The organism is Nannocystis exedens, assembly GCF_002343915.1.
Classification (GTDB): domain Bacteria; phylum Myxococcota_A; class Polyangia; order Nannocystales; family Nannocystaceae; genus Nannocystis; species Nannocystis exedens.
Window position 1 is genome coordinate 300,948 of the sequence record NZ_NETK01000001.1, and the last position, 21,794, is coordinate 322,741.

General features: G+C 67.9%; 16 protein-coding genes and 2 pseudogenes. 11 read left to right on the top strand and 7 right to left on the bottom strand.

From position 1 onward, the window contains the following. The first annotated feature begins 133 nt into the window (after positions 1-133). Together NAEX_RS01110 and NAEX_RS53615 are read left to right on the top strand one after the other, a co-directional pair. A complete protein-coding gene (locus tag NAEX_RS01110; protein WP_096325675.1) occupies positions 134-964 on the top strand; it encodes an alpha/beta fold hydrolase in 831 nt (276 codons plus the stop codon). Between the two features lie 257 nt (positions 965-1,221). Beyond that, a complete protein-coding gene (locus tag NAEX_RS53615) occupies positions 1,222-1,353 on the top strand; it encodes a hypothetical protein (RefSeq protein ID WP_256254133.1) in 132 nt (43 codons plus the stop codon). Positions 1,354-2,322: 969 nt separating this feature from the next. Here the strand turns inward: NAEX_RS53615 and NAEX_RS01115 are convergent. Further along, positions 2,323-2,829 carry an ATP-binding protein gene (locus tag NAEX_RS01115; RefSeq protein WP_170135352.1) on the bottom strand — a complete coding sequence of 169 codons (507 nt, stop codon included), beginning with the start codon at positions 2,827-2,829 and terminating at the stop codon, positions 2,323-2,325. A 634-nt stretch (positions 2,830-3,463) separates the two neighbouring features. On the opposite strand from NAEX_RS01115, the gene NAEX_RS49375 reads away from it, so the two are divergent. Both NAEX_RS49375 and NAEX_RS01125 read left to right on the top strand, forming a co-directional pair. Next, on the top strand, positions 3,464-3,934 hold the full coding sequence (locus NAEX_RS49375; RefSeq protein WP_170135353.1) for a hypothetical protein: 471 nt from the start codon (positions 3,464-3,466) through the stop codon (positions 3,932-3,934). Positions 3,935-5,184: 1,250 nt separating this feature from the next. Beyond that, positions 5,185-6,930 carry a DUF1554 domain-containing protein gene (locus tag NAEX_RS01125; RefSeq protein ID WP_096325677.1) on the top strand — a complete coding sequence of 582 codons (1,746 nt, stop codon included), beginning with the start codon at positions 5,185-5,187 and terminating at the stop codon, positions 6,928-6,930. Positions 6,931-7,536: 606 nt separating this feature from the next. Here the strand turns inward: NAEX_RS01125 and NAEX_RS01130 are convergent. Further along, positions 7,537-8,649 (bottom strand): spore photoproduct lyase family protein, encoded by a 1,113-nt coding sequence (locus NAEX_RS01130; protein WP_096325678.1) that lies wholly within the window; start codon positions 8,647-8,649, stop codon positions 7,537-7,539. Positions 8,650-8,831: 182 nt separating this feature from the next. On the opposite strand from NAEX_RS01130, the gene NAEX_RS01135 reads away from it, so the two are divergent. Further along, a complete protein-coding gene (locus NAEX_RS01135; RefSeq protein WP_100793588.1) occupies positions 8,832-9,068 on the top strand; it encodes a hypothetical protein in 237 nt (78 codons plus the stop codon). A 1,151-nt stretch (positions 9,069-10,219) separates the two neighbouring features. Here NAEX_RS01135 and NAEX_RS01140 read toward each other — a convergent pair. Next, on the bottom strand, positions 10,220-11,662 hold the full coding sequence (locus NAEX_RS01140; protein ID WP_143825748.1) for an IS1380 family transposase: 1,443 nt from the start codon (positions 11,660-11,662) through the stop codon (positions 10,220-10,222). Positions 11,663-11,803: 141 nt separating this feature from the next. Between NAEX_RS01140 and NAEX_RS01145 the strand changes: the two genes are divergently transcribed. After that, a complete protein-coding gene (locus NAEX_RS01145; RefSeq protein WP_143825494.1) occupies positions 11,804-12,253 on the top strand; it encodes an IS5 family transposase in 450 nt (149 codons plus the stop codon). 273 nt (positions 12,254-12,526) lie between these two features. Here NAEX_RS01145 and NAEX_RS01150 read toward each other — a convergent pair whose 3' ends face one another. Both NAEX_RS01150 and NAEX_RS01155 read right to left on the bottom strand, forming a co-directional pair. Next, on the bottom strand, positions 12,527-13,522 hold the full coding sequence (locus NAEX_RS01150; RefSeq protein ID WP_211302334.1) for an IS3 family transposase: 996 nt from the start codon (positions 13,520-13,522) through the stop codon (positions 12,527-12,529). Between the two features lie 11 nt (positions 13,523-13,533). Next, positions 13,534-13,857 carry a transposase gene (locus NAEX_RS01155; protein ID WP_096325681.1) on the bottom strand — a complete coding sequence of 108 codons (324 nt, stop codon included), beginning with the start codon at positions 13,855-13,857 and terminating at the stop codon, positions 13,534-13,536. A gap of 47 nt (positions 13,858-13,904) precedes the next feature. Here NAEX_RS01155 and NAEX_RS01160 point away from each other — a divergent pair. From NAEX_RS01160 to NAEX_RS01170, 3 genes and pseudogenes are all read left to right on the top strand, one after another. Beyond that, a pseudogene (locus NAEX_RS01160) lies at positions 13,905-14,246 on the top strand (ATP-binding protein); the annotation flags it as partial. Between the two features lie 431 nt (positions 14,247-14,677). Next, positions 14,678-16,120 (top strand): IS1380 family transposase, encoded by a 1,443-nt coding sequence (locus NAEX_RS01165; RefSeq protein ID WP_143825749.1) that lies wholly within the window; start codon positions 14,678-14,680, stop codon positions 16,118-16,120. Between the two features lie 306 nt (positions 16,121-16,426). After that, positions 16,427-17,434: an IS1380 family transposase gene (locus NAEX_RS01170; protein WP_096325683.1), complete on the top strand. Its 1,008-nt coding sequence runs from the start codon at positions 16,427-16,429 to the stop codon at positions 17,432-17,434. On the opposite strand, the gene NAEX_RS01175 is transcribed toward NAEX_RS01170, so the two are convergent. After that, positions 17,410-18,651, bottom strand: coding sequence for an ISL3 family transposase (locus NAEX_RS01175; protein ID WP_096325684.1), 1,242 nt, complete (start codon positions 18,649-18,651; stop codon positions 17,410-17,412). The genes NAEX_RS01170 and NAEX_RS01175 overlap by 25 nt on opposite strands. A gap of 64 nt (positions 18,652-18,715) precedes the next feature. Here NAEX_RS01175 and NAEX_RS01180 point away from each other — a divergent pair. Further along, positions 18,716-19,228: pseudogene (locus tag NAEX_RS01180) on the top strand (transposase); the annotation flags it as partial. A 244-nt stretch (positions 19,229-19,472) separates the two neighbouring features. Here the strand turns inward: NAEX_RS01180 and NAEX_RS49380 are convergent. Beyond that, positions 19,473-20,060, bottom strand: coding sequence for a hypothetical protein (locus NAEX_RS49380; protein WP_170135354.1), 588 nt, complete (start codon positions 20,058-20,060; stop codon positions 19,473-19,475). Positions 20,061-21,255: 1,195 nt separating this feature from the next. Between NAEX_RS49380 and NAEX_RS01190 the strand changes: the two genes are divergently transcribed. Then, positions 21,256-21,780, top strand: coding sequence for a hemerythrin domain-containing protein (locus NAEX_RS01190; protein ID WP_170135355.1), 525 nt, complete (start codon positions 21,256-21,258; stop codon positions 21,778-21,780). Positions 21,781-21,794 lie beyond the last annotated feature (14 nt).

A 21,794-nucleotide genomic window follows, 5' to 3' on the forward strand; every position in this document is an offset into this window, starting at 1 on the left:
TGGTCTCGGTCGATAAGATGCGTCGAGGCACCGCGCGAACTCGGCGAGGACATGAGCTCGAGCAGCTCGCTCCTCTCTTGATCACCGAAGAGCCTGGCGCGGGCGAAGGTTGTGTGGTCTCTTCGCCGCTCCGATGCGCACTGCCCAGGACGCCGAACTCGACTTCGTGTCCCTACGGCCGCGATACGTCGAGCGTGACGGCGTGGCGATCGAGTACTCCGTGTCCGGCGAAGGCGCGCCGCTGCTCCTGGTGTTCGGCTTCGGCATGAGCCAGGAAGACTGGGCCGCGCTCGGTTACGTCGGCCTGCTCGCGCGGCATTTCCAGGCGATCGCGGTCTCGCCGCGCGGGCACGGGCGGAGCAGCAAGCCGCACGAAGCGTCGGACTACTCGCTCGCGGCGATCGCCGGAGACCTCGTCGCCGTGCTCGACGCCCTCGCCGTCCCGCGGGCAGTCGTGTGGGGCTATTCACTCGGGGCGAAGTTCGCGCTGGCCCTGGCCGCGCAGGCGCCGGAGCGCGTCGCGGGGCTCGTGCTCGGCGGCTTCGAGACGGCGAGCGAAGTGAACCTCGAGGACGACATCGTCACGCACACGCTGCGTCGAGGCGGGGCCGCATGGCGCGAGCTGTGGGACCGCATGGCCGCGTTCCCGGCGCCGATGCTCGCCCGGCTCGAGGCCTGCGATACGGCGGCCTTGCTGGCGCTGCGCGAGGCCGAGGCGGGCTGGGGCAGCTTCGAGAGCATCGTCGACGGGCTGCGCGTGTCCGGCCTCCTCTATGCGGCCGAGCACTGCTTCGCGCGCCAGTCCGTCGTCGCAGCGAGCCGACGAATTGCCGGCGCGCGCTACCTCGAGCGAGCCGCGGCCGATCACTTCTCGCTGATCCCCGACGCGGGGTGGATCGTCGACGAGGTCGTGGCGACGTTCGGATCGTCGGCAAGGCCGAAGCCGTTGGATCCGTCCCGTTGACCGCGGCGTGATATGCATCGCAGAGGACCGACCTCCGCGTCCGCCAGCGACCGACCTCAAGTCGGTGCCGGCGGATGGAGCGGCGTTCGGGCGGCCAGTTGAGATGTCGCGACGGCCCTGCGACCCCCGGCCCCGAGGCTTGGTCCGGGGGGTGTCCAGACCCTTTCAGGGCCCCGGACGCCTGCGCTGCCAGCCGGGTCGCTCACCAGCCGAAGGCAAGCCTCAGCGACGCGCAAGACTTGCTGCGGCACAAGCACATGTCGACCACCGATATTTACATCTCGCACATCTGCAAAAAGACCGGGAGCCGCCGCGCGGCGGCGATCCTTGACCTCCTCATCGAGGAGGAAACTGGCACCGGCTGGCACCGGGCACCGGAACACGCGTAAAGACCTGAATTAGGTCGTTCCGAGGCGATGAGAAAGATCGCCGGCATGCCACGAACAGCCCCAAAACTAGCTTTCGGCCCCGATCTCCGGCTGTTCGGGCTCCGCCATCTGGCACCAGACTGGCACCGCCGTGAAGGCTCGTGAAGCTGACCCGAAAGACAGAAGGGCTGGTCCGCCGCGCTCGGGGCCGGCCTCCGGCTGCGCCGGCTGACCGGCGAGACGGAACCCTGCCGCGCGTTCCTCACCACCCCGCCCGCCCCGTCGACCGACACACTCAAACTCCTGGCGGCTCGCCTCCTTCCTCTCGACCCGACTGACTCGAGAGTTCCCCCGGTGCTGCGCCCCGATCGCCCCGGAGGCTTCCCGCGCGGCCGTCCTCGTCCTCGCCGACCTTGGCGAGCCTATCTTACGGAGATCTCGCGCCTGCTCCGAACCGGCCTACCGCCGACACCTGCGCTGGCTGGTCGCGAGCTGCGAGCACCGCCCCGACTGGTCCACGTGGTTGTCCCGAGGCCGCCTATTTCTCGACCTTCGTCGGCGGCCCGAAAGCGCCCGACCCCCCGATCCGAGTCCGCTGGGGTCGAACGAGCGCGACCGCGCCGCCCTCGCGCTCGGCGCGTCCACGACACCAACTTCGTCTGGTCCATGCCTGCGGCAGAGCGCGCCCTTGCCCTTCTGCGCCGCCCGAGTGGGGCCGCCGTGTTCGGTGCCGGCCGCCCCGCCCGGGTCGACGCCCGCAGACGCCGCCGCACTCATGCTGTGCCGCCGACCGCGACGCCATGCATGTTCTAGCGAGACGGCTTGCCTCAGGGCACGGCGACGTAGAGGACCTGATGGGGCGGCAGGCGCGGTGGCCGAGGGCCTGATCCGACTCGTCGACCTGAGCGAGGTCGGGACGGGCAAGCGGATCACCTGGTCGGGCGGGCGGGGCGCATAAGGGATCGGGACGGGCAATCGGATCGGTCGTCGTCAGTGCGTGGTCGGCTCTTGCGCGCGGCGGCGGGCCCGCGGGTTGCGGTAGGTCTCACCGTCCATGACGAGCACGTGCGAGTGGTGCAGGAGGCGGTCGACGGCGGCGCTGGCGAGCAGATCGTCTTTGAAGAGCGGGCCCCATTCCTCGACCGCCCGATTCGAGGTGATGATCAGGGCGCCGCGCTCGTAGCGCTGGCGGATGGCTTCGTAGAGGTCGAGCGGCTCGTCGTGCTGCAGCGGGCGCAGCCCAAGGTCGTCGATGCTCAGCAGATCAGGGGCGGTGAAGCGGAGCAGGCGCCGATCGTAGGTCGGATCGGCGCGGGCCATGCGGAGCTGGGCGAGCATGTCGTGGGCGGCGACGTAGAGGACCTGATGGCCCTGGCGGCAGGTACGGGAGGGTCGAGGGAGCGGAGGCGGCTGGGGGGTTTTGCACGGTCCCGGCGCGGGCGTGAACGGCGCTTGAGAAGTTCGAAGCGGGAATCTCCTAAGCCCCTCGCAGAACACCCCCGAACCCCGGCCCCCGCGTTTCCTGGCCCAATTCGGTGTTCTGCGAGGGGTTGAGTCATGCCCGCTTGAGCCCGCCTGAGCCCTATCTGACCGCAGGAATCGGGTGGGTTTGGAAACTCCGTGGAAACGGATCCACCGCTGGGAGGCCCGACACGACTCGGCTCAACGATCGCCTGAGTGATGGTCTCGCCGTTCTTTGCTGGTGTGGCTCGCTCGACCGCCTCGTGCGGGGTCACTCAGGGCGCCACCGCGGGTTAGCCGCTGGTGACGCGCGCCTCGTCGGGCGAGCTCGAATAAAACCGCCCGGATCCCGACAAATTGAGACCGCTCTTCGAGCCGGCCGGAGATCGCGCTATCGCGCATCGAGTTCCGGCGCCGGCCTACACCGCGCATCGGACCAAGCTTCGCGGCCGGTGGCCGCCCGGCCGTCGAGACAAGCCGACCGCCGCGGGTCCGTTTGGGTGCGAGGCTGTTGGGGCTGATGGCGAGGTCGTCAACGCCTCTCCTGAGCGCGGGTCCGTCCGCAGCGTTGGACGGCGACGGCTGGCGAGTTGCCGCGCTGCGGCGCCCGACCGAGAGCGGATGGGGTGTCGAGCTTGATGGCCGCGAAGGGCGACGATATGGTCGAATCATGAAGTTGCGCGCCGCCGCCCTCTTGGCCCTGCTCTGCTTCGCGTGCAAGGACGACGAAGACCCCGCCGAAGACAGCGTCGATCCGCGCTGCAAGACGCTCTGCACGGTGCAGGAACCGGCCGTCTCTTTTGGCCAGTTCGACGTCTGCAGCCCCGCCAGCGTGGAACAGTGCGAACGAGACTGCGCCATGCGCGTCGCCGACGTATCGACTTCGTGCGGATCCTGCCAGCTCGAGAAGGCCTCCTTTGAGGCGCCGTACATCGACATCTATGGGCAGCACCTCGTGTGCGAGGACGGGGGCTGTGTCATCGAGGGCCCGAAGGGGTCGTGTCCGGTGAGCAACAATAACGGCGTGGGCATGGCCAAGGAAGAGTGCCTGCGCCAAATCTTCCCGTCGAACGAGGTTGAGTGCGCTCCGAGTTACCGGGACATCACGGAGTGCAGTGCGCTCTGCGGCAGCACCTCGTGAGTGTTGAGTGTGGCGAAGCAACCGGCGTGAACCAAGATCCTCCGGGTTTGGCCACCACACGGCCCCACAGCGAGGACGTGTTCGCGGAGACGATGTGATAGTCGAAGTCCGCGACCTTGCCCATGCAGCCGAGCGGCGGCTTGTCGCCGCCGTCCGGCGGGGTGCCGCCGTCCGGGATCCCGCCCGCCGAGCTGGTGGAGCTGGCCGCGGCCGAGTCCTCGCCCGAGCTGCACGATCAACGGCGTCGACCGTTTTATCGGCGACCTGGACTGCACGTTCGCCAACCTCGAGGCCTGCAGCGAGTGCACCAAGCAGGTGGAGCTGTGCGACAACCCCTGCGGCCCCGGCGACCTCTGCTTCCCGGACATCGAGCCGTCGATGTGCGAGTGAGCGTGCGCCGCGTCTGCGCGTGAACCATTCCGACGTAGCGCGCGACGGCCGCCCCGTAGTCGCCGCGTTCCTGGACGCGAGCCCCCCGCCGGCCCCCTCGCAGTCGAGCGTCCGCGGCGCGAGAAGCCTCGACTTCCCGCAGATGTGCGTGAAGCCGAGGAAGTCGAAGGTCTCCGGTTTTCCTTCCCCGCGTTCCCGATGGTTCGCCGCGGCATGTTTGCCGAAGCGGAACAACCGAGTCTTGTCGGGGCCATGTCCCGGGCGGTCGCGGCCATCGATGATCGTGGCGGCGTGCAGGTGCATCCCGAAAGCCGACACAGTCAACGGCAGAGGAGCCCCGAGCTCGGCCGCGGGCGCCAGGTGCGGGCCGGATCTGCCGCAGGCGGCGATCGACGGCCTGCTGATGCAGCTGATCGCGCCTTCCGAATCCTGCACCGGCGGCTCTGGCGATTGTCCGTACGTCGGGCACATCCCGTAATGGTTCGACGTCGGCCGCGCGAGTTGGCGGCGATTTCGTCCGCCCTGGGGCACCTGTCGACCCGCCATTTGTTCCCCCACCAGGAACCTCCTTCACTAGACGGATTCGCGACATCGTCGGTCTCATCTCGATCTTCCCCGTCTGCAGAGTCGCGGAGCGAGGTCCGAGAAGAGCAACCTGCCGCGCGCTGCGACTATTCCCGCGGGTTCGCAGACTGCCGCGGGCGAACCCGCCCGGCCCTCGCGCGATAGCAGGGTCGTCGCGCGCGTGCACGTGCGGCGAACCGTGAGGTTCGGGCGCCGGCTCCGTCGGTCGCAAGAATGCGTGCGGCGATCCTCGCGGCTATACCTCGTCGACTCGAGCACGATCGAGGAGCGATGACATGATGATGAACACGAAGAAGCTTCCATGTGTAGTTCCGTGGCTGTTCGCGAGCGCGCTGGCGGCCGGCTGTGATTCGACGGTCGACATCACGGTGAACGTCAACGGCCTGGCGGGCGGTTGTGGCGACGGGATCCTCGGGCCCGGCGAGCAATGCGACGACGGCGAGGCCAACGGGCCCGACGCGGCGTGTCGCAGCAACTGTGCGGTCAATACCTGCGGTGACGGCGACCACGGACCCGACGAGGAGTGCGACGACGGGCCCGACAACGCCGCAGGCGCGGCGTGCAAGGTCGACTGTACGCTGCAGGTGTGCGGCGACGGCGACCTCGGCGCGGACGAGGAGTGCGACGAGGGCGACGACAACGGCGAGGCCGCGGCGTGCACCCCCGAGTGCACGCTGCAGGTGTGCGGCGACGGCTTCGTCGGCGCGATGGAGGGCTGCGACGACGGCGACGACGACGACCTCGACGAGTGCAGCAACGAGTGCGTCCCGGCCAGCTGCGGCGACGGGGTGGTGCAGGTCGGCGAGGCGTGCGACGACGGCAACGCGAGCGACACCGACGCGTGCACGTCGAGCTGTACCGTGGCCGCCTGCGGCGACGGCTTCGTCCAGGCCGGCGAGGCGTGCGACGACGGGCCGGCCAACAGCGACCACGGCGACTGTACGCTGACCTGCATGGTCGCCACGTGCGGGGACGGGCTCGTCCACGACGAGGGCGAGAGCGGCTGGGAGACCTGCGACGACGGCCCGCTCAACGGCGATGACCAGGCCTGCCTCGGGCACTGCATGCTCAACGTGTGCGGCGACGGCTATCAGGCCTACTTCGAGGAGTGCGACGATTACGACACGATGGGCGGTGACGGCTGCAGCGCCACCTGCACCGCCGAGTGGTGCGGCAACGAGGTCGTCGACGTCGGCGAGGAGTGCGACGACGGCCTCACCGAGGGCGCCGACGACGGCTGCAACCAGGTCTGCATGTTCCCGACCTGCGGCGACGGCTTCGTCCAGCCGAGCCTCGGCGAGGAGTGTGACCAGGGCTCGTGGGCCAATGACAACAGTGGTTATTGCACGCTCGCCTGCAAGGAGTTCTTCTGCGGCGACGGCTTCGTCCGCCCGGGTTTCGAGGAGTGCGACCTCGGCCCCGACAACGGCCCCGGCCAGCCGTGCGACGTCGACTGCACCGGGGCGGTCTGCGGTGACGGCGTCGTCGCCCCCGGCGAGGACTGCGACGACGGCGACACCGAGCAGAACGGCCTCTGCAACGCCGACTGTACCTGGCCCCATCGAGTGTTCGTCACCAGCACGACCTACAACGGCAACCTCGGCGGCCTCGCCGGCGCACAGGCGAAGTGCCAGGCCCGCGCCGACGCGGCCGACCTCGGCGGCACCTGGGACGCGTGGATCGGCACCGCGTCGAGCACGCCCCTCGATCGGTTCCCGCTGGTGAGCGAGCGCTACGTCCGCCTCGACGGCGTCGAGGTCGCCACGTCGACGGCAGACCTCTTCACCGGCACCCTGACGGCGGCGATCAGGGTCAACGAATTCGGCCAGTCGGTCGCGTCGGGCTATGCCTGGACGGGCGTCAAGGCCGACGGCACCGCCCAATCCTCGACGTGCCAGAACTGGACCAGCAACTCGGTCTACGGCTTCGCCGGCCGCCTGGACTACACGAACGGCGGCTGGACCAATCAGACGAGCACCGACTGCTCCTTCGGGCTGCGGCTCTATTGCTTCGAGCAGTAGGACCTGGACTTTGCCAACCACCTGATCGCGCTCGCCTTTCGCCCGAAGTCCGCGTCCTGGCACAGGAATTCTGCTAGAGCCTGAGAGCCCGTGAGTCCCCAGGACTCACGGGCTTAGACCTGTCTCGTGGAGAGATACTGGAGACGCTCCAAGTCCCGCGCGAGGCCGCCCACTCGTGCGTCCCGTGGCGATCTCGGCGACCGCACAGCCGACGTGCCGCGCCGTCAGGTTCGCCGACCAGCGCCATCCTGAAGCGAAATGTCGAGCGAGCACCGCAGCGCCTGACCGGCGATGCCACGCTCACTCCGCTCCGCGTCGTCGGACGTCACCGGCCAGGCACGCCGAGCAATACAGCTCGATCGGCTCGAGCGTGAACGGCACCGCGTTCGTCCCGCACCCGGCGCAATGACGGTGGAGCGGCGCGTCGTCACAATACGGGCACAATTCTCCTCCAGGGGGCATCGGCCTCAGACAGCGGCCGGGCAGCCCGCTGAAGTGGCAGCCGCAGACCGCCTTCTTTTCACGCTCGTCCCGCTCGTCCCATCGCTCGACCCTCCTCTTTTTGCAAACGCGGGTAGAAGCGCCAAACGGCGCCGCGAGCGGAAGTCAGAACGCGTACCGGACCCGACATGACGGCAGCCGGTCGGCCAGCAGGGCGGTGAGCTGCTGGACCCAACGACCCTTCCACGGGCTCTTGTAACGCACGTTGCACTGACCGCTTTGGCTGCGTTTGGCCTGCTGGAGGTCAGGCCTCCACAGCAGGTCCTCCCCGCGCGGGTGCCAGCCGAGATTGACCGCGTGGAGGTCCTCGTTGTGGGTCAGGAAGATGATCTCGGCGGCCAGCTGGGCCTTGGTGCGTTCGCTGGTGGCGTCGGCGACTTGGTCGAGCAGTTGAGCCCAGTCGTCGAGCCAGCCCTCATGCACGATCACCGGGCTCAGGTTGAGGTGCACCTCGTAACCGGCTTCGACGAAGTCGTCGAGCGCAGCGATCCGATCCGCCACCTTCGACGTGCGGATGTCCACCAGCCTGGACGTCTTTTCCGGCATCAGGCTGAAGCGCACGCGGGTGCCGCCGCGCGGGTCGTAGCCGAGGAGGTCCCGGTTGACCAGCTTCGTGGCGAAGCTGGCCTTGGCGTTCGGGAGCCGCGCGAACAGGTCCACGAGATCGCGCACGTTGTCGGAAACCATGGCGTCCACCGAGCAGTCGCTATTTTCGCCGATGTCGTAGACCCAGTCCACCGGGTCGCACTGGTTGGGCTCAGGCTTGCGTCCCTGGCGAAGGGCATGGCGCTCGAGGTAGGCAATAATCTTCTCGATGTTGGTGAACACGGTGATCGGGTTGGCATAGCCCTTACGGCGAGGGACGTAGCAGTAGGAGCAGGCCATGGCGCAGCCGTTGGCCGTCGACGGCGCGATCCAGTCGCTGGAGCGCTCGTTGCGCCGTGCAGCCAGCGACTTCTTCTCGCCGAGCACGAGCACCTCCCGCTTGTTGCGCACCCAGTCCCCCACGTTCCCCTCGTTGCCGTAGAGGCCGGGGATGACCTGGTGCGAAAGGACCTCGATCCGCTCGGCGTCCGGAAACCGGTCCAGGACCTGCCGGGCACGCGGGAACCTCTCGATGTCGCGCTCGTGGTAGATCCGCCGGATGTCGAGCAACCGGTCAACGAGGGCCGGGGCGACTTGACAGGGAGGCGCGTCGGGGTCCGAAGAAGGGGGCATGCAGGAATAACCTGATTCTGACATCCGGCATTCCGCGAAACGCCGCCGACGCCGGGGCGGGCCGCCGGCCGACGACCCGGCCGGCGCGGCCGCGGACCGCGCGACAGCACGGCTAAGGCGAGGGCACATCGGGCACATGCGCAACAAGGAGGACCGGGACCGGCAGACCCTCGAATCCTGTCGTGGCGATGTTCGCGCTGGCGATCGCGGTCGGCGGCGGGCTCGTCTACTTCGTCGCCTGGACGCCCAAAATGTCCAACAGGGCGATCCGTTGGTCGGTGCTGGCGCTGCTGCTCGCTGCCACGGTGCTGGTCGTCGTCCGGCTCCGTCGGCGCCGCTCTGTACGCGTCCATCGCGACCGCATCGACGCGGGTACGCCGCCGTGCGGTGGGACGTCCTCGACCATCTCCCGGGGTTGAGAAGTTCCAGGCGGGATGTTTGTCGGCAGGTCGAGTACCGCCCGGCGAGCGCCGCACCGCCTCACCACGGGAGAGGGCCGCGTCACCTTCCTGTGCAGCCTGCCCGTCGCCGAGCCGGCAGTGGCGGGATGGGCGCCAACCTGCGTGACACTCGCCCCGAGATCAGGCTCGACCACGACCACGAGCGGTGCCGGACCCTGCCCAACTCGACCGTACACACTCGCTGTGCCCGTCGTGACGGGAGGAGCGGAGTGCCGTGAGGTCTCGGCATGCAGACGAGATAGATGGAGACGAAGCAGAAGCGGCGGAGCGAGAGGTTCAAGCGGGAGGCCCTGGCGCGGTGGCGGCTGTTGGCGGCGAGCGGGATGTCGCTCGAGCAGGGCGCGCTGGAGATCGGCGTGACGGCGGTCGAGCTGCGCGCGTGGTCGCGAGGTGTGGAGGACGGGGCGTCGCTGCTGGTGCCGGTGCAGGTCGCCGGCGATGTCGCGGAGCGGCGGACGCTCGTCGTCGTGTTCGCCGACGGCGTACGGGTCGAGGGGCTCAGGTCGCGGAGGTCGCCGAGCTGGTGCAGAGGCTGTCGTGATCGGCGCGCAGGGCCGTGTGCCGGTGTTCGCGTATGGCGGCCGGTCGACCTGCGCAAGGGCTTCGAGGGGCTGAGCGCGCTCGTGCAGCAGGCGCTCGACAAGGACCCGCAATCACCTCTCCCTCGCTCGGCACCGCCGGCAGATGGCGCGCGAGCACCTCCAGATCTCGACCCTCGTGTTCGAGGCGCCGATCTACATCCAGAGGACACTTCGACCTCGAGGCACGCAGGACGGCACAGCTCCGTTCGGTGGTCGACCTCAGCGGCGCGGGCATGCGCGCGCGGCGGTGCGGCCCATGTCGGCGACGTGCTCGATGGGCTAGTCCGGATTTCTCACCACGGATGGGTGGGGGCCCGCCAAGCGCCTGTCAGGGGGCTTGGTGGAAGGGTGTTGGACGCCGTCGACGTGAGCCGGGAGGCGCGCTCGTTACGCCCCACGGCTGGCGCGAGATCGAGCTGTTAGATGGATTACAAAGCCGGCTGCGCGTTTGGGGTGACCTGCGCATAAGGACAGACGAGCCCCGGCGCGCAGCGCGGCGCGCCCTTTGAGTGACGGATGTCGAGGCCGTCAGCGTCTCATGACGTGATGACGGTAAAGGTTCTCGAGGACGCGCCACCACACGTGCTGGAGCGGGAAGACCGAGCTTAGGGAGACGCGGAGCCTGCGGACCGAGGCGGTGACGATGGCGCCGATCTTGAGCAGCCGCGTGCGGATCGTGGAGACCTGGGCGTGGGCGAGCTCGGTGCCGGCGAGGGCGATCCGGCGGAGCTCGTTGAGAATCATGTAGGCGACGGACGACAGCCACAGGCGGAGCTGGTTGGCGCGCAGCGTGTGGGCGCTGATGCGGTCGGCGAAGAGGCCGAGCTGCTGCTCCTTGATCCGGTTCTCCATGTCCCCACGAGCGCAGTAGAGGTCCTCGTAGAGCGAGCGCGCGTCGTACTCGTCATGCGAGAGGTTGGTGGCGACGAAGCGCGGGTTCTCCTTGTCCGTCGTGTACTCGGCCTTGCCGACCACCCGGCGCTCTCGCGACCACGTCCGGTTGGTCTCGTAGCGAAAGTCCTTGAAGACGCGTGCTTCCTTGCCGGTCTGCTCGGAGGTGGTGCGGGCCTGCGTCATCTCGTCCTCGATCTCGGCGATCAGGCGCGAGTTCTTCTGCAGGCCGAGGACGAAGAAGAGGCCGTTGTCCTCGCACCAGCGCATGACCTCGTCTCGGCAGAAGCCGGAATCGCCGCGCACGATGATCCGGACGGCCGGCCAGCGAGCGAGGATCTGACTGACGATCCTCTCGAGCTCCTCGACCGCGCCGCTGACTGGCTGCTTGTCGGCGGTGTTCAGCGCGGCGCCGAGGAGGAAGTCGCCGCAGAAGACGTACAGCGGCAGGTAGCAGTAGCTGTCGTAGAAGCCGTGGAAGAAGCGACCCTCCTGCTTGCCGTGTACGGGGTCGTCCGTCGCGTCGAGATCGAGGACGATCTCGGCGGGCGGCCGATCGTGCGCGGCCAGGAAGGTGTCGACGAAGAGGCGCTGGATGCCGTGGTCGTCGTAACTGATCTTCTTGTAGCGCTCGTCGCCGGCCACCGTGGGCTTCGCCAGCTCCAGGCGGTTCAGCGTGCTCTTGCCCGCCAGCGCATGGCCCCGGTCGCGCACCCGCTTGCGCTGCTCGCCGGTCGGATCGGCCTTGCCTATCGCCAGCGCGAGCAAGGCATCGTCGCGGAGCACGTCGTGGTCGTTCAGGTCCTCGTAACCACACAGCAGGCCCAGCACGCGCTGCGCGAGCAATTCCTCGACAGTGTGCTCGATGCGGCTCGGGTCGCGGTGGTCCCGGAAGCAGGCCGCGAAGTCCCGAAACACACCTGAACTCTCGGTCAGCTCCCGCAGCAACAGCAGGCCCCCGTCCGAGCTGACCCGTCCGCCGTCAAAGGCGGCCTCGACACGCCTCCGCCCGGCCGGTTGAAAATCGAACTCGGTGCGGATACACCTTGTCGTGTTCCGGCCGTACCCCTGGGTGGTCAGCAATCGTTTCACACCCGCTCGAACTCGGGAAGTACGGCCGGAATTCCTTCCCGTGGTGAGAAATCCGGACTAGGCCATGTCCGAGATCTCGAAAACGCCAGTTTCTTGGAGATATCGGGGTTTTTTGATCTGGTCGGGGACATGACGCCCCGCGTTCCCCGCCACCAGCTCACGGACGACCAGTGGAACCTGATCGCGGACCTGTTCCCGACTCGCAACTGCAAGACGGGACGGCGCGCGAGAGATCGCCGGACGATCCTGAACGCCATCTTTTGGGTGCTCCGCACAGGGGCGCCGTGGCGTGATCTTCCGATCGAGTTCGGTCCATGGTCGACTGCGTGGGACTTCTTCAACAAGTGGAACCAAGACGGGACGTTCGACGAGGTGCTGCGACGACTCCGCAGCTGCGTGGTATCGCATGGCGACCCACCCGCCGAGCTCTGGTGCATCGACGGCACGTCGATCCGCGCGGCTCGCTGCAGCAGCGGCGGGGGGAAAATCGACGGACCCAGAAGAACCGAAGGATCACGTGTCGACGCCGGCCGAAATCCGAGGCGCAGCGCCGATGAGGCGTCAACGGTCAGCGGATGAGGATCAAGCAGCGCGTCAAGTTTTCGGCGAACGCTGGCGGGTCGGGTAGAGGGAGCGCGGCCGCCAAAAGGTGAGCGCTGAGAGGTAGCGACTCTCAGCGCTCGGTGTCGTAGCCGGCCGTACCCCAAAGGACAGCCAACAAAGAAGCGACGGCAGGAGGGTACGGCGAGGGCTCGGGGAAGTCCAGCGGAGTGCGTGGCCGGGCACGTGGTCGATCGAGGACGAGAGCCAGCTGTATTGGCTCAGCGTGAATGCAACCGAGGGAGGTGCGGCTTACGGACTTGCGGGTGGGCAGGTCTGGTTGGGATGATGGTGGGTTTGGTGTCGGCGAGCAAGTTCTCGGCGTTGACGGCGGAGCTCTCGAGCGGCCTCGAGTTTGCGGTCGCGTTCGACGAAGATCGCAGCTTCGCGGCCGGCGAGCTTGTCGACCGGCGCAATGTAGCCGATGGCACTGTGGAGGCGGCGGGCGTTGTAGTGCTCGACGAAGTCGGCGGTGACGCGACGGGCCTCGTCGATCGTCGATGGCGCTGCGGGCCGTAAGGCCGTGGACTTGAAGGTTTTGTGCCAGCGTTCGAGCTTGCCGTTGGACTGCGGGTAGCCGGGTGAGATCCGGACGTGGGTCATGCCGGCGACGCGGATGAACTCCTTGAAATCGCGGGCGATGAACTGGGGGCCGTTGTCGGTGACGATGCGGGGCCGCGCCCCGGGGAACAGCTCCCGGGCGCGCTGCAGGATGCACTCGACGTCTCGTTCGGTCATCGACTCGCGGAGATCCCAGTGGACGATGTAACGGCTGTAGCCGTCGAGCACGCTGCACAGGTAGTAGAACGTGCCGGCGAGGTTGATGTAGGCGATGTCGACGTGCCAGTGGCGGTGCGGGCCGTCAGGCTGCTGGAAGCCAGTGCCCTTCTTCGAAGGACCGCGCTGCCAGCGATCGAGGCGGCCAGCGGCGCTCAGGACTCGGTAGACGGTCGCCGGGCTGACGGCGACGATGTCCTGGTCGAGCATCATGTAGGTCAGCCGTCGGTAGCCCTCGAGTGGGTGCTTGTCGAAGAAGTCGAGGATCGCCTGGCGCTCGGCGTCGAGGATCCAGTGGTCGCGCGGGATCTTCCCGTTGTGCTCGTTGGCCTTGCCGTACCGCTCGCGCCAGCGCGTCAGCTGCGACCGCTGGATCCCCAGCCACCCCGCGAAGCGGGCCGGCGCCAGCTCGGTCTTCTCCGACCAGTCGGTGACGAAGTCGATCACCTCGTCCCGCGTCTCATGGGGCACCCAGCGGCCGTTCAGAGCTCCCCAAGCTCTTTTTTTAGGTCAACCAGCGCCTCCGACAGCTCGGCGATCACCGCGTCCTTCTTGACCAGCTTCGCCTCGAGGTGCTCCACCTTCTCGCCGAGCTCGCGCTTGACCGTCTCCGCCGGCGTCGTGCGAGATTCGACGAACACCTGCGGCGCGCGCTCAAATAGCGCCCGCTGCCAGCCGTAGAACACGCTGGGCTGCAGCTTGTACTTCTCGCACAGGTCCGACACGGGCACCTTGTCGAGGTGGTGCTCTCGCAGGATCTTGGATTTCTGCTCGGGGGTGAAGTGTCGGCGTTCTTGCTTCTTCATGCGGGCCTCCTGGCCACGCCTCTCCTCTACCAAAACTCAGGCCCGTTGCGGGCCAGCCGAGGCAGTACAGTCGCCTGCACCGCTACGTCAAGCCCGCGCTGCTCGTCGTCGACGAGCTCGGCTACCTGCCCTACAGCAACCGCTACGCCGACCTGCTCTTCGAGGTCGTCTCCCAGCGATACACCAAGGCGCCGGTCGTGATCACCACCAATCGGCCCTTCAGCGAGTGGGCCGCCGTCTTCCACAGCGCCTCCTGCGTCGGCACCCTCCTCGATCGCCTCTGCCACAAGGTCGAGATCGTCGAGATCGCCGGCGAATCCTGGCGCCTCAAGGAAGCCAACGAACGCACCTCCCGTCGCCGTAGCCGTCCGCCAAAACCCCCAGGCTGACCGCCCGCAGCCAGCTCCCGCATCACGTCCACGCCGGCGCTGTGCGCCGGCGATTTGCGTCGGCGTCCGACACCGGCGCTACCCACCGGCGCCGGACACCGGCGCTACGCTGCGGATCGTGGCCGGCGACAACAACTTCCCCTCGTCCAACATCTGCAGCATGCGTATTCGCTTCCAGGTCCGCTCCGTTTGCCGCTCCCGAGCCTTTCGCCGCAGGAGCTCTCGATCCTCGTCCTTGAGCTTGAGTCCGGGGAACCGGGGTCGTGGCTTCTTCCGCCTCATGGCACCCGTAGATCAGAATCTCGGACAGAGCGCAAATTCGCGCAAGGTTTTTGATCGCTACGCTACGGTCGGAGCACTAGTCCGGATTTCTCACCACGGGAAGGAATTCCGGCCGCACTTCCCGAGTTCGAGCGGGTGTGAAACGATTGCTGACCACCCAGGGGTACGGCCGGAACACGACAAGGTGTATCCGCACCGAGTTCGATTTTCAACCGGCCGGGCGGAGGCGTGTCGAGGCCGCCTTTGACGGCGGACGGGTCAGCTCGGACGGGGGCCTGCTGTTGCTGCGGGAGCTGACCGAGAGTTCAGGTGTGTTTCGGGACTTCGCGGCCTGCTTCCGGGACCACCGCGACCCGAGCCGCATCGAGCACACCGTCGAGGAACTGCTCGCGCAGCGCGTGCTGGGCCTGCTGTGTGGTTACGAGGACCTGAACGACCACGACGTGCTCCGCGACGATGCCTTGCTCGCGCTGGCGATAGGCAAGGCCGATCCGACCGGCGAGCAGCGCAAGCGGGTGCGCGACCGGGGCCATGCGCTGGCGGGCAAGAGCACGCTGAACCGCCTGGAGCTGGCGAAGCCCACGGTGGCCGGCGACGAGCGCTACAAGAAGATCAGCTACGACGACCACGGCATCCAGCGCCTCTTCGTCGACACCTTCCTGGCCGCGCACGATCGGCCGCCCGCCGAGATCGTCCTCGATCTCGACGCGACGGACGACCCCGTACACGGCAAGCAGGAGGGTCGCTTCTTCCACGGCTTCTACGACAGCTACTGCTACCTGCCGCTGTACGTCTTCTGCGGCGACTTCATCCTTGGCGCCGCGCTGAACACCGCCGACAAGCAGCCAGTCAGCGGCGCGGTCGAGGAGCTCGAGAGGATCGTCAGTCAGATCCTCGCTCGCTGGCCGGCCGTCCGGATCATCGTGCGCGGCGATTCCGGCTTCTGCCGCGACGAGGTCATGCGCTGGTGCGAGGACAACGGCCTCTTCTTCGTCCTCGGCCTGCAGAAGAACTCGCGCCTGATCGCCGAGATCGAGGACGAGATGACGCAGGCCCGCACCACCTCCGAGCAGACCGGCAAGGAAGCACGCGTCTTCAAGGACTTTCGCTACGAGACCAACCGGACGTGGTCGCGAGAGCGCCGGGTGGTCGGCAAGGCCGAGTACACGACGGACAAGGAGAATCCGCGCTTCGTCGCCACCAACCTCTCGCAGGACGAGTACGACGCGCGCTCGCTCTACGAGGACCTCTACTGCGCTCGTGGGGACATGGAGAACCGGATCAAGGAGCAGCAGCTCGGCCTCTTCGCCGACCGCACCAGCGCCCACACGCTGCGCGCCAACCAGCTCCGCCTGTGGCTGTCGTCCGTCGCCTACATGATCCTCAACGAGCTCCGCCGGATCGCCCTCGCCGGCACCGAGCTCGCCCACGCCCAGGTCTCCACGATCCGCACGCGGCTGCTCAAGATCGGCGCCATCGTCACCGCCTCGGTCCGCAGGCTCCGCGTCTCCCTAAGCTCGGTCTTCCCGCTCCAGCACGTGTGGTGGCGCGTCCTCGAGAACCTCCACCGCCATCACGTCATGAGACGCTGACGGCCTCGACATCCGTCACTCAAAGGGCGCGCCGCGCTGCGCGCCGGGGCTCGTCTGTCCTTATGCGCAGGTCACCCCAAACACGCAGCCGGCTTTGTAATCCATCTAACAGCTCGATCTCGCGCCAGCAGTGGGGCGTAACGAGCGCACCTCCCGGCTCACGTCGACGGCGTCCAACACCCTTCCACCAAGCCCCCTGACAGGCGCTTGGCGGGCCCCCACCCATCCGTGGTGAGAAATCCGGACTAGTCCGGATTTCTCACCACGGGAAGGAATTCCGGCCGTACTTCCCGAGTTCGAGCGGGTGTGAAACGATTGCTGACCACCCAGGGGTACGGCCGGAACACGACAAGGTGTATCCGCACCGAGTTCGATTTTCAACCGGCCGGGCGGAGGCGTGTCGAGGCCGCCTTTGACGGCGGACGGGTCAGCTCGGACGGGGACCTGCTGTTGCTGCGGGAGCTGACCGAGAGTTCAGGTGTGTTTCGGGACTTCGCGGCCTGCTTCCGGGACCACCGCGACCCGAGCCGCATCGAGCACACTGTCGAGGAATTGCTCGCGCAGCGCGTGCTGGGCCTGCTGTGTGGTTACGAGGACCTGAACGACCACGACGTGCTCCGCGACGATGCCTTGCTCGCGCTGGCGATAGGCAAGGCCGATCCGACCGGCGAGCAGCGCAAGCGGGTGCGCGACCGGGGCCATGCGCTGGCGGGCAAGAGCACGCTGAACCGCCTGGAGCTGGCGAAGCCCACGGTGGCCGGCGACGAGCGCTACAAGAAGATCAGTTACGACGACCACGGCATCCAGCGCCTCTTCGTCGACACCTTCCTGGCCGCGCACGATCGGCCGCCCGCCGAGATCGTCCTCGATCTCGACGCGACGGACGACCCCGTACACGGCAAGCAGGAGGGTCGCTTCTTCCACGGCTTCTACGACAGCTACTGCTACCTGCCGCTGTACGTCTTCTGCGGCGACTTCCTCCTCGGCGCCGCGCTGAACACCGCCGACAAGCAGCCAGTCAGCGGCGCGGTCGAGGAGCTCGAGAGGATCGTCAGTCAGATCCTCGCTCGCTGGCCGGCCGTCCGGATCATCGTGCGCGGAGATTCCGGCTTCTGCCGCGACGAGGTCATGCGCTGGTGCGAGGACAACGGTCTCTTCTTCGTCCTCGGCCTGCAGAAGAACTCGCGCCTGATCGCCGAGATCGAGGACGAGATGACGCAGGCCCGCACCACCTCCGAGCAGACCGGCAAGAAAGCGGCTCTTCAGGGTTTGTGGTGGATACCGCTGACTCAGCGTGTGATCCCGGCAGGATAGAGGTCGAGGCCGCCGAGGTGGAAGTAGATCGCAGCTCGGAAGCGGTCGCGGTTACGGAAGCCGCGGGCGACGTACTTGAGCTTCTGGATGACCGAGTTGAGGCCCTCGGCAGAGGCGTTGGTGATCCGTTCGGTGGCTGCATGGATGATGCCGCCGAGGTGATTTTTGACCATGCGCGCGGCGGCCTTCATCGGCTCCAGGCGAGAGCGGATAGCCCAATCGTACCACATGCCCCATTGGTCCCGCATGTTGCTCGGCGAGGTGTGCTCCCAGACCTCCATCGCCGCCTCCTTGAGCGCCCACGCGCGGGCCGTCCGCAGCGAGCTCGTCCGCAGCGCCTCGAAGTCGTCCCAGACCTCCTTGCTCATCCGTTCGGGGTTGCGCAGCCAGAGGTACTTGGTGCCCTTGAGCCGGTTGTCGCCGAGGCCGTGGAGAGCGCGGTGTTCCTCGCGTCGCACGTGGTCGACGGCTTGACCGGGGCGCGCGGCGACGTGGTACTTGTCGAAGGCGATCTTCGCGTCGCCATCGGGGATGGCCTCGCGGACAGCTTGAATGTAGGGCTCGTGCATGTCCATGACGACCACGGAGACCGCAGCCCTCTCTGGGCGCGAAAAGCCGCTCAGGAAGCCCTTGAGGGCCCCCTTGCCGCGTCCGTCGGCGACGTGGATGACCCGCTTGCTGGCGGACTTCGGGTCATGCACGATCGTGACGTACTCGTGGCGCCGCTGGAAGGAGGTCTCGTCGACGGCGAGCATCTCCGGCAGCGCGACCTCGCGGCGCTCGAGTCCGCGTTGTACTGCACGCTCCTGGACGCCGGCGACCTGATCCCACGAGAGCCCGAGGCGCTCCGCGACCACTGCAATCGGCGCATCGCGGAGCCAGTCGATCACCAGCGCCTCGAACAGCGCGGTGAGCCGAGCGCTACCGTCCGCCCACGAGACGCGCATCGTGAGCGTACCGTGCTTCGGGCACGACGTCCGCGGTACGCCGGCTTCGATGATCGTCCGATACTGACACGTATCGAGGTGCCGCCATCGGCGAGTCCGCGTATCGTGACGGGGAACAGCCTGGCCACACTCCGGGCACGTCGTCGGCACATCGGGGTCGTGCTCGACCTCGATGACGATCTGCCCCTGCCCGAGCTGCAGCTTCACCGCAGCAACTCTCCAGGGAGCCTCGATACCGAGAATTCGGGCGTAGAGTTCGGTCTCTGCCATTTCGCGCACGATATCACGGCGCGATTTCGCGCGCAACCTACGCCACCCTCAACCCTGAAGAGCCAAGAAAGCACGCGTCTTCAAGGACTTTCGCTACGAGACCAACCGGACGTGGTCGCGAGAGCGCCGGGTGGTCGGCAAGGCCGAGTACACGACGGACAAGGAGAATCCGCGCTTCGTCGCCACCAACCTCTCGCAGGACGAGTACGACGCGCGCTCGCTCTACGAGGACCTCTACTGCGCTCGTGGGGACATGGAGAACCGGATCAAGGAGCAGCAGCTCGGCCTCTTCGCCGACCGCACCAGCGCCCACACGCTGCGCGCCAACCAGCTCCGCCTGTGGCTGTCGTCCGTCGCCTACATGATTCTCAACGAGCTCCGCCGGATCGCCCTCGCCGGCACCGAGCTCGCCCACGCCCAGGTCTCCACGATCCGCACGCGGCTGCTCAAGATCGGCGCCATCGTCACCGCCTCGGTCCGCAGGCTCCGCGTCTCCCTAAGCTCGGTCTTCCCGCTCCAGCACGTGTGGTGGCGCGTCCTCGAGAACCTTTACCGTCATCACGTCATGAGACGCTGACGGCCTCGACTTCCGTCACTCAAAGGGCGCGCCGCGCTGCGCGCCGGGGCTCGTCTGTCCTTATGCGCAGGTCACCCCAAACGCGCAGCCGGCTTTGTAATCCATCTAACAGCTCGATCTCGCGCCAGCAGTGGGCGTAACGAGCGCGCCTCCCGGCTCACGTCGACGGCGTCCAACACCCTTCCACCAAGCCCCCTGACAGGTGCTTGGCGGGCCCCCACCCATCCGTGGTGAGAAATCCGGACTAGTCGTCCCCCCACTCCTGGTACGGCGCGCACCCCTGCAACACCTCGCCCACTCCCGCGCTCAGACACTCGAATCGCGCGACGACGTCGGTCTCCGCCAGGCAAGCCGAGAAGAAGGCCGACTCCTTCAGCGCGTAATACCCGTCGGGCCCGACATACTCGCTGAGATCGTGAGACCCCGCGCGCGCGACGTACACCGTGCCGTCGGTTTGGACCCACAACTTCCCGGTGTCGACGATCACGCCATTGATCTGACTGTGATACCACTGCAGCCCGCCGGGCGTGCGGTCGCGCAGGGCCTCGAGCGCGCAGGTCAGCGCCTCGGCGTCGTTGAGCTCCTCGAAGGTGCCGAGGAGCGGAGCGGTCTCCTCCAGCTCGAGCGCGCCGCAGATAAGCGCGCCACAGTCCTCGGCCGGGCACTCACAGGCGGGAGTCACCGCCGTGGTCGAGGTGGGTTCGGACGTCGAGATCGAGGTCTCGGTCGATGTCGAGGTCTCGGTCGATGTCGAGGTCTCGGTCGAGGACTTGTTGCCCTCGGGGCCGCAGGCGAGGATGCAAGTCGTCACGAACAAGCGAGTTAACTTCATCGCCCGAAAGTGACAGCTTCGTGGGAAGCTGACAACTCCGGATGTAGACCCGCGAGGCTGCGGGGCCTGCGACTCTTGGTCGTGCCAGGGGGCAAGGCTTCACGGCCCCTCCGGGCCTGAAGGCTTGCGAAGCCTCTCCGTGCCAGGACGCGCTGGCGTGCCACAACCCGCGCTTGCGAGATAGCCACACCGACGGCGACAGCGCTGTCGTCGCGGCGGTCCTCGCCGGACGCGGCGACGACACGGCCCGCCGCCGGCGATCGTCGAGACCGTCCGGCGGCTCCACCACCGCCTCGCGCCCGCGCTCGTCCGCAGCGCGGCGATCAGCTCCGCGAGCGAGGTCGCCTCGAGCAGCACCGGGTCGCCGGGCTCGCGGCCGGGGCCGGCCACGCAGTGTTGTGGCGCGCGCGACGGAGCGCGTCGTGCGAGCCGGCACTGAGCGGCCCCAGGAGCCAGGAAATGACTTCGGACACCGCGGCCACGGGACAGGGCCCCCGCGCCGCATCGGCTGGGCCAACCTCCTCGCCCGCGTGTTCGCCGTCGACGTCACCGTCTGCCGGAGATGCGGCGAACCGCGCGTGGCGGGAGCGAGACGGTCGTCGCGGTCCGCAGCGCACCGTCGGACGAGTCGCGCAGAGGGTGATACAGCGCGCAGGCAGCTCGCTGGTCGCGGCGGCGCGCGCGAGCAAGCCGCCGTCGAGCGGCGAGTCGGCCGTTCGGTTCGACGGCCACGCGAAGGGCGCCGCAGGCGCTGCATCTCCCAGCACGGGCAGCATGAGGTTTCCGTGGGCGGCAGCGCGACGGACGGCAAGCTCGTCGGCCGCGCCGCGCTCTGCGCCTGCCTTCGACGGCCGTGGAGCTATCCCAAGGGACAGCCGTTATCAATCTCCGGGCCGCCCCCCGCGCACGGTCCCTGCGACCGCGACAGGTCGCCTCGATTATCGAGGTCGGCCGTCCCACAGCCTGTACCGAATCACGCCCGTCGTGGCGAAGTCTCCGGCGCGCGAGCGGCGGCTCGCGACCGGCCGCTCGCGGCGTCCCAGTCGCGCTTGCCGGCGCGATGCGACTGCGCCCATGCTCCCTGCAGTCCCTTGCGAAGATCGCCCTCCTTCGCACCAGGGCGGCCGCGAGACCGCCACGGCGGACCTTGGGCGCGCCCTTTGATCCGTGGTGGGGCGGCCGAGCCGGGTGCTTCGTGGCCCGGCGGCGCACTGAACTGGAGGCTCCTGTCATGGCATCGATCTTTGAATACCTGCTCGGGGATCATCAGAGGATCCGGCAGACGCTGGCCCAGCTCCGCGCCGTGGTGCCCGGCGGCGATCCGCAGGAGCACCTGCACCGGCTCCTGCGCCAGTACACCGCCCATGCGCGGGCCGAAGAGCAAGTTTTCTACAGCTACATGATCCACGCGAAGAGCTTGCAGCAGCGGGCTCTTCGAGGGATCGAGGATCACCTGCGTCTCGAGTCGCTGCTGCGAGAGATCGAGCGGATCCCGCGCGACGACCCGCGCTGGAACACTATCCTGGTCTCGCTGTGCGAGGCGATCGAGCAGCATCTGCGCGACGAGGAGCGGAACCTGTTCTCGCTCGCGCGCAGCGCCCTCAGCGACCGCGAGGCCGCGGAGCTCGGCGCCCGATTCGTCGTCGAACGGGCCCGTTTGCGCCGCGACGTCGGCGCCCTGGGCGGGCCCGCCGCTCGCGCGGCGGCAGCGGGACGTTGAGCGCAGCGCTCGGC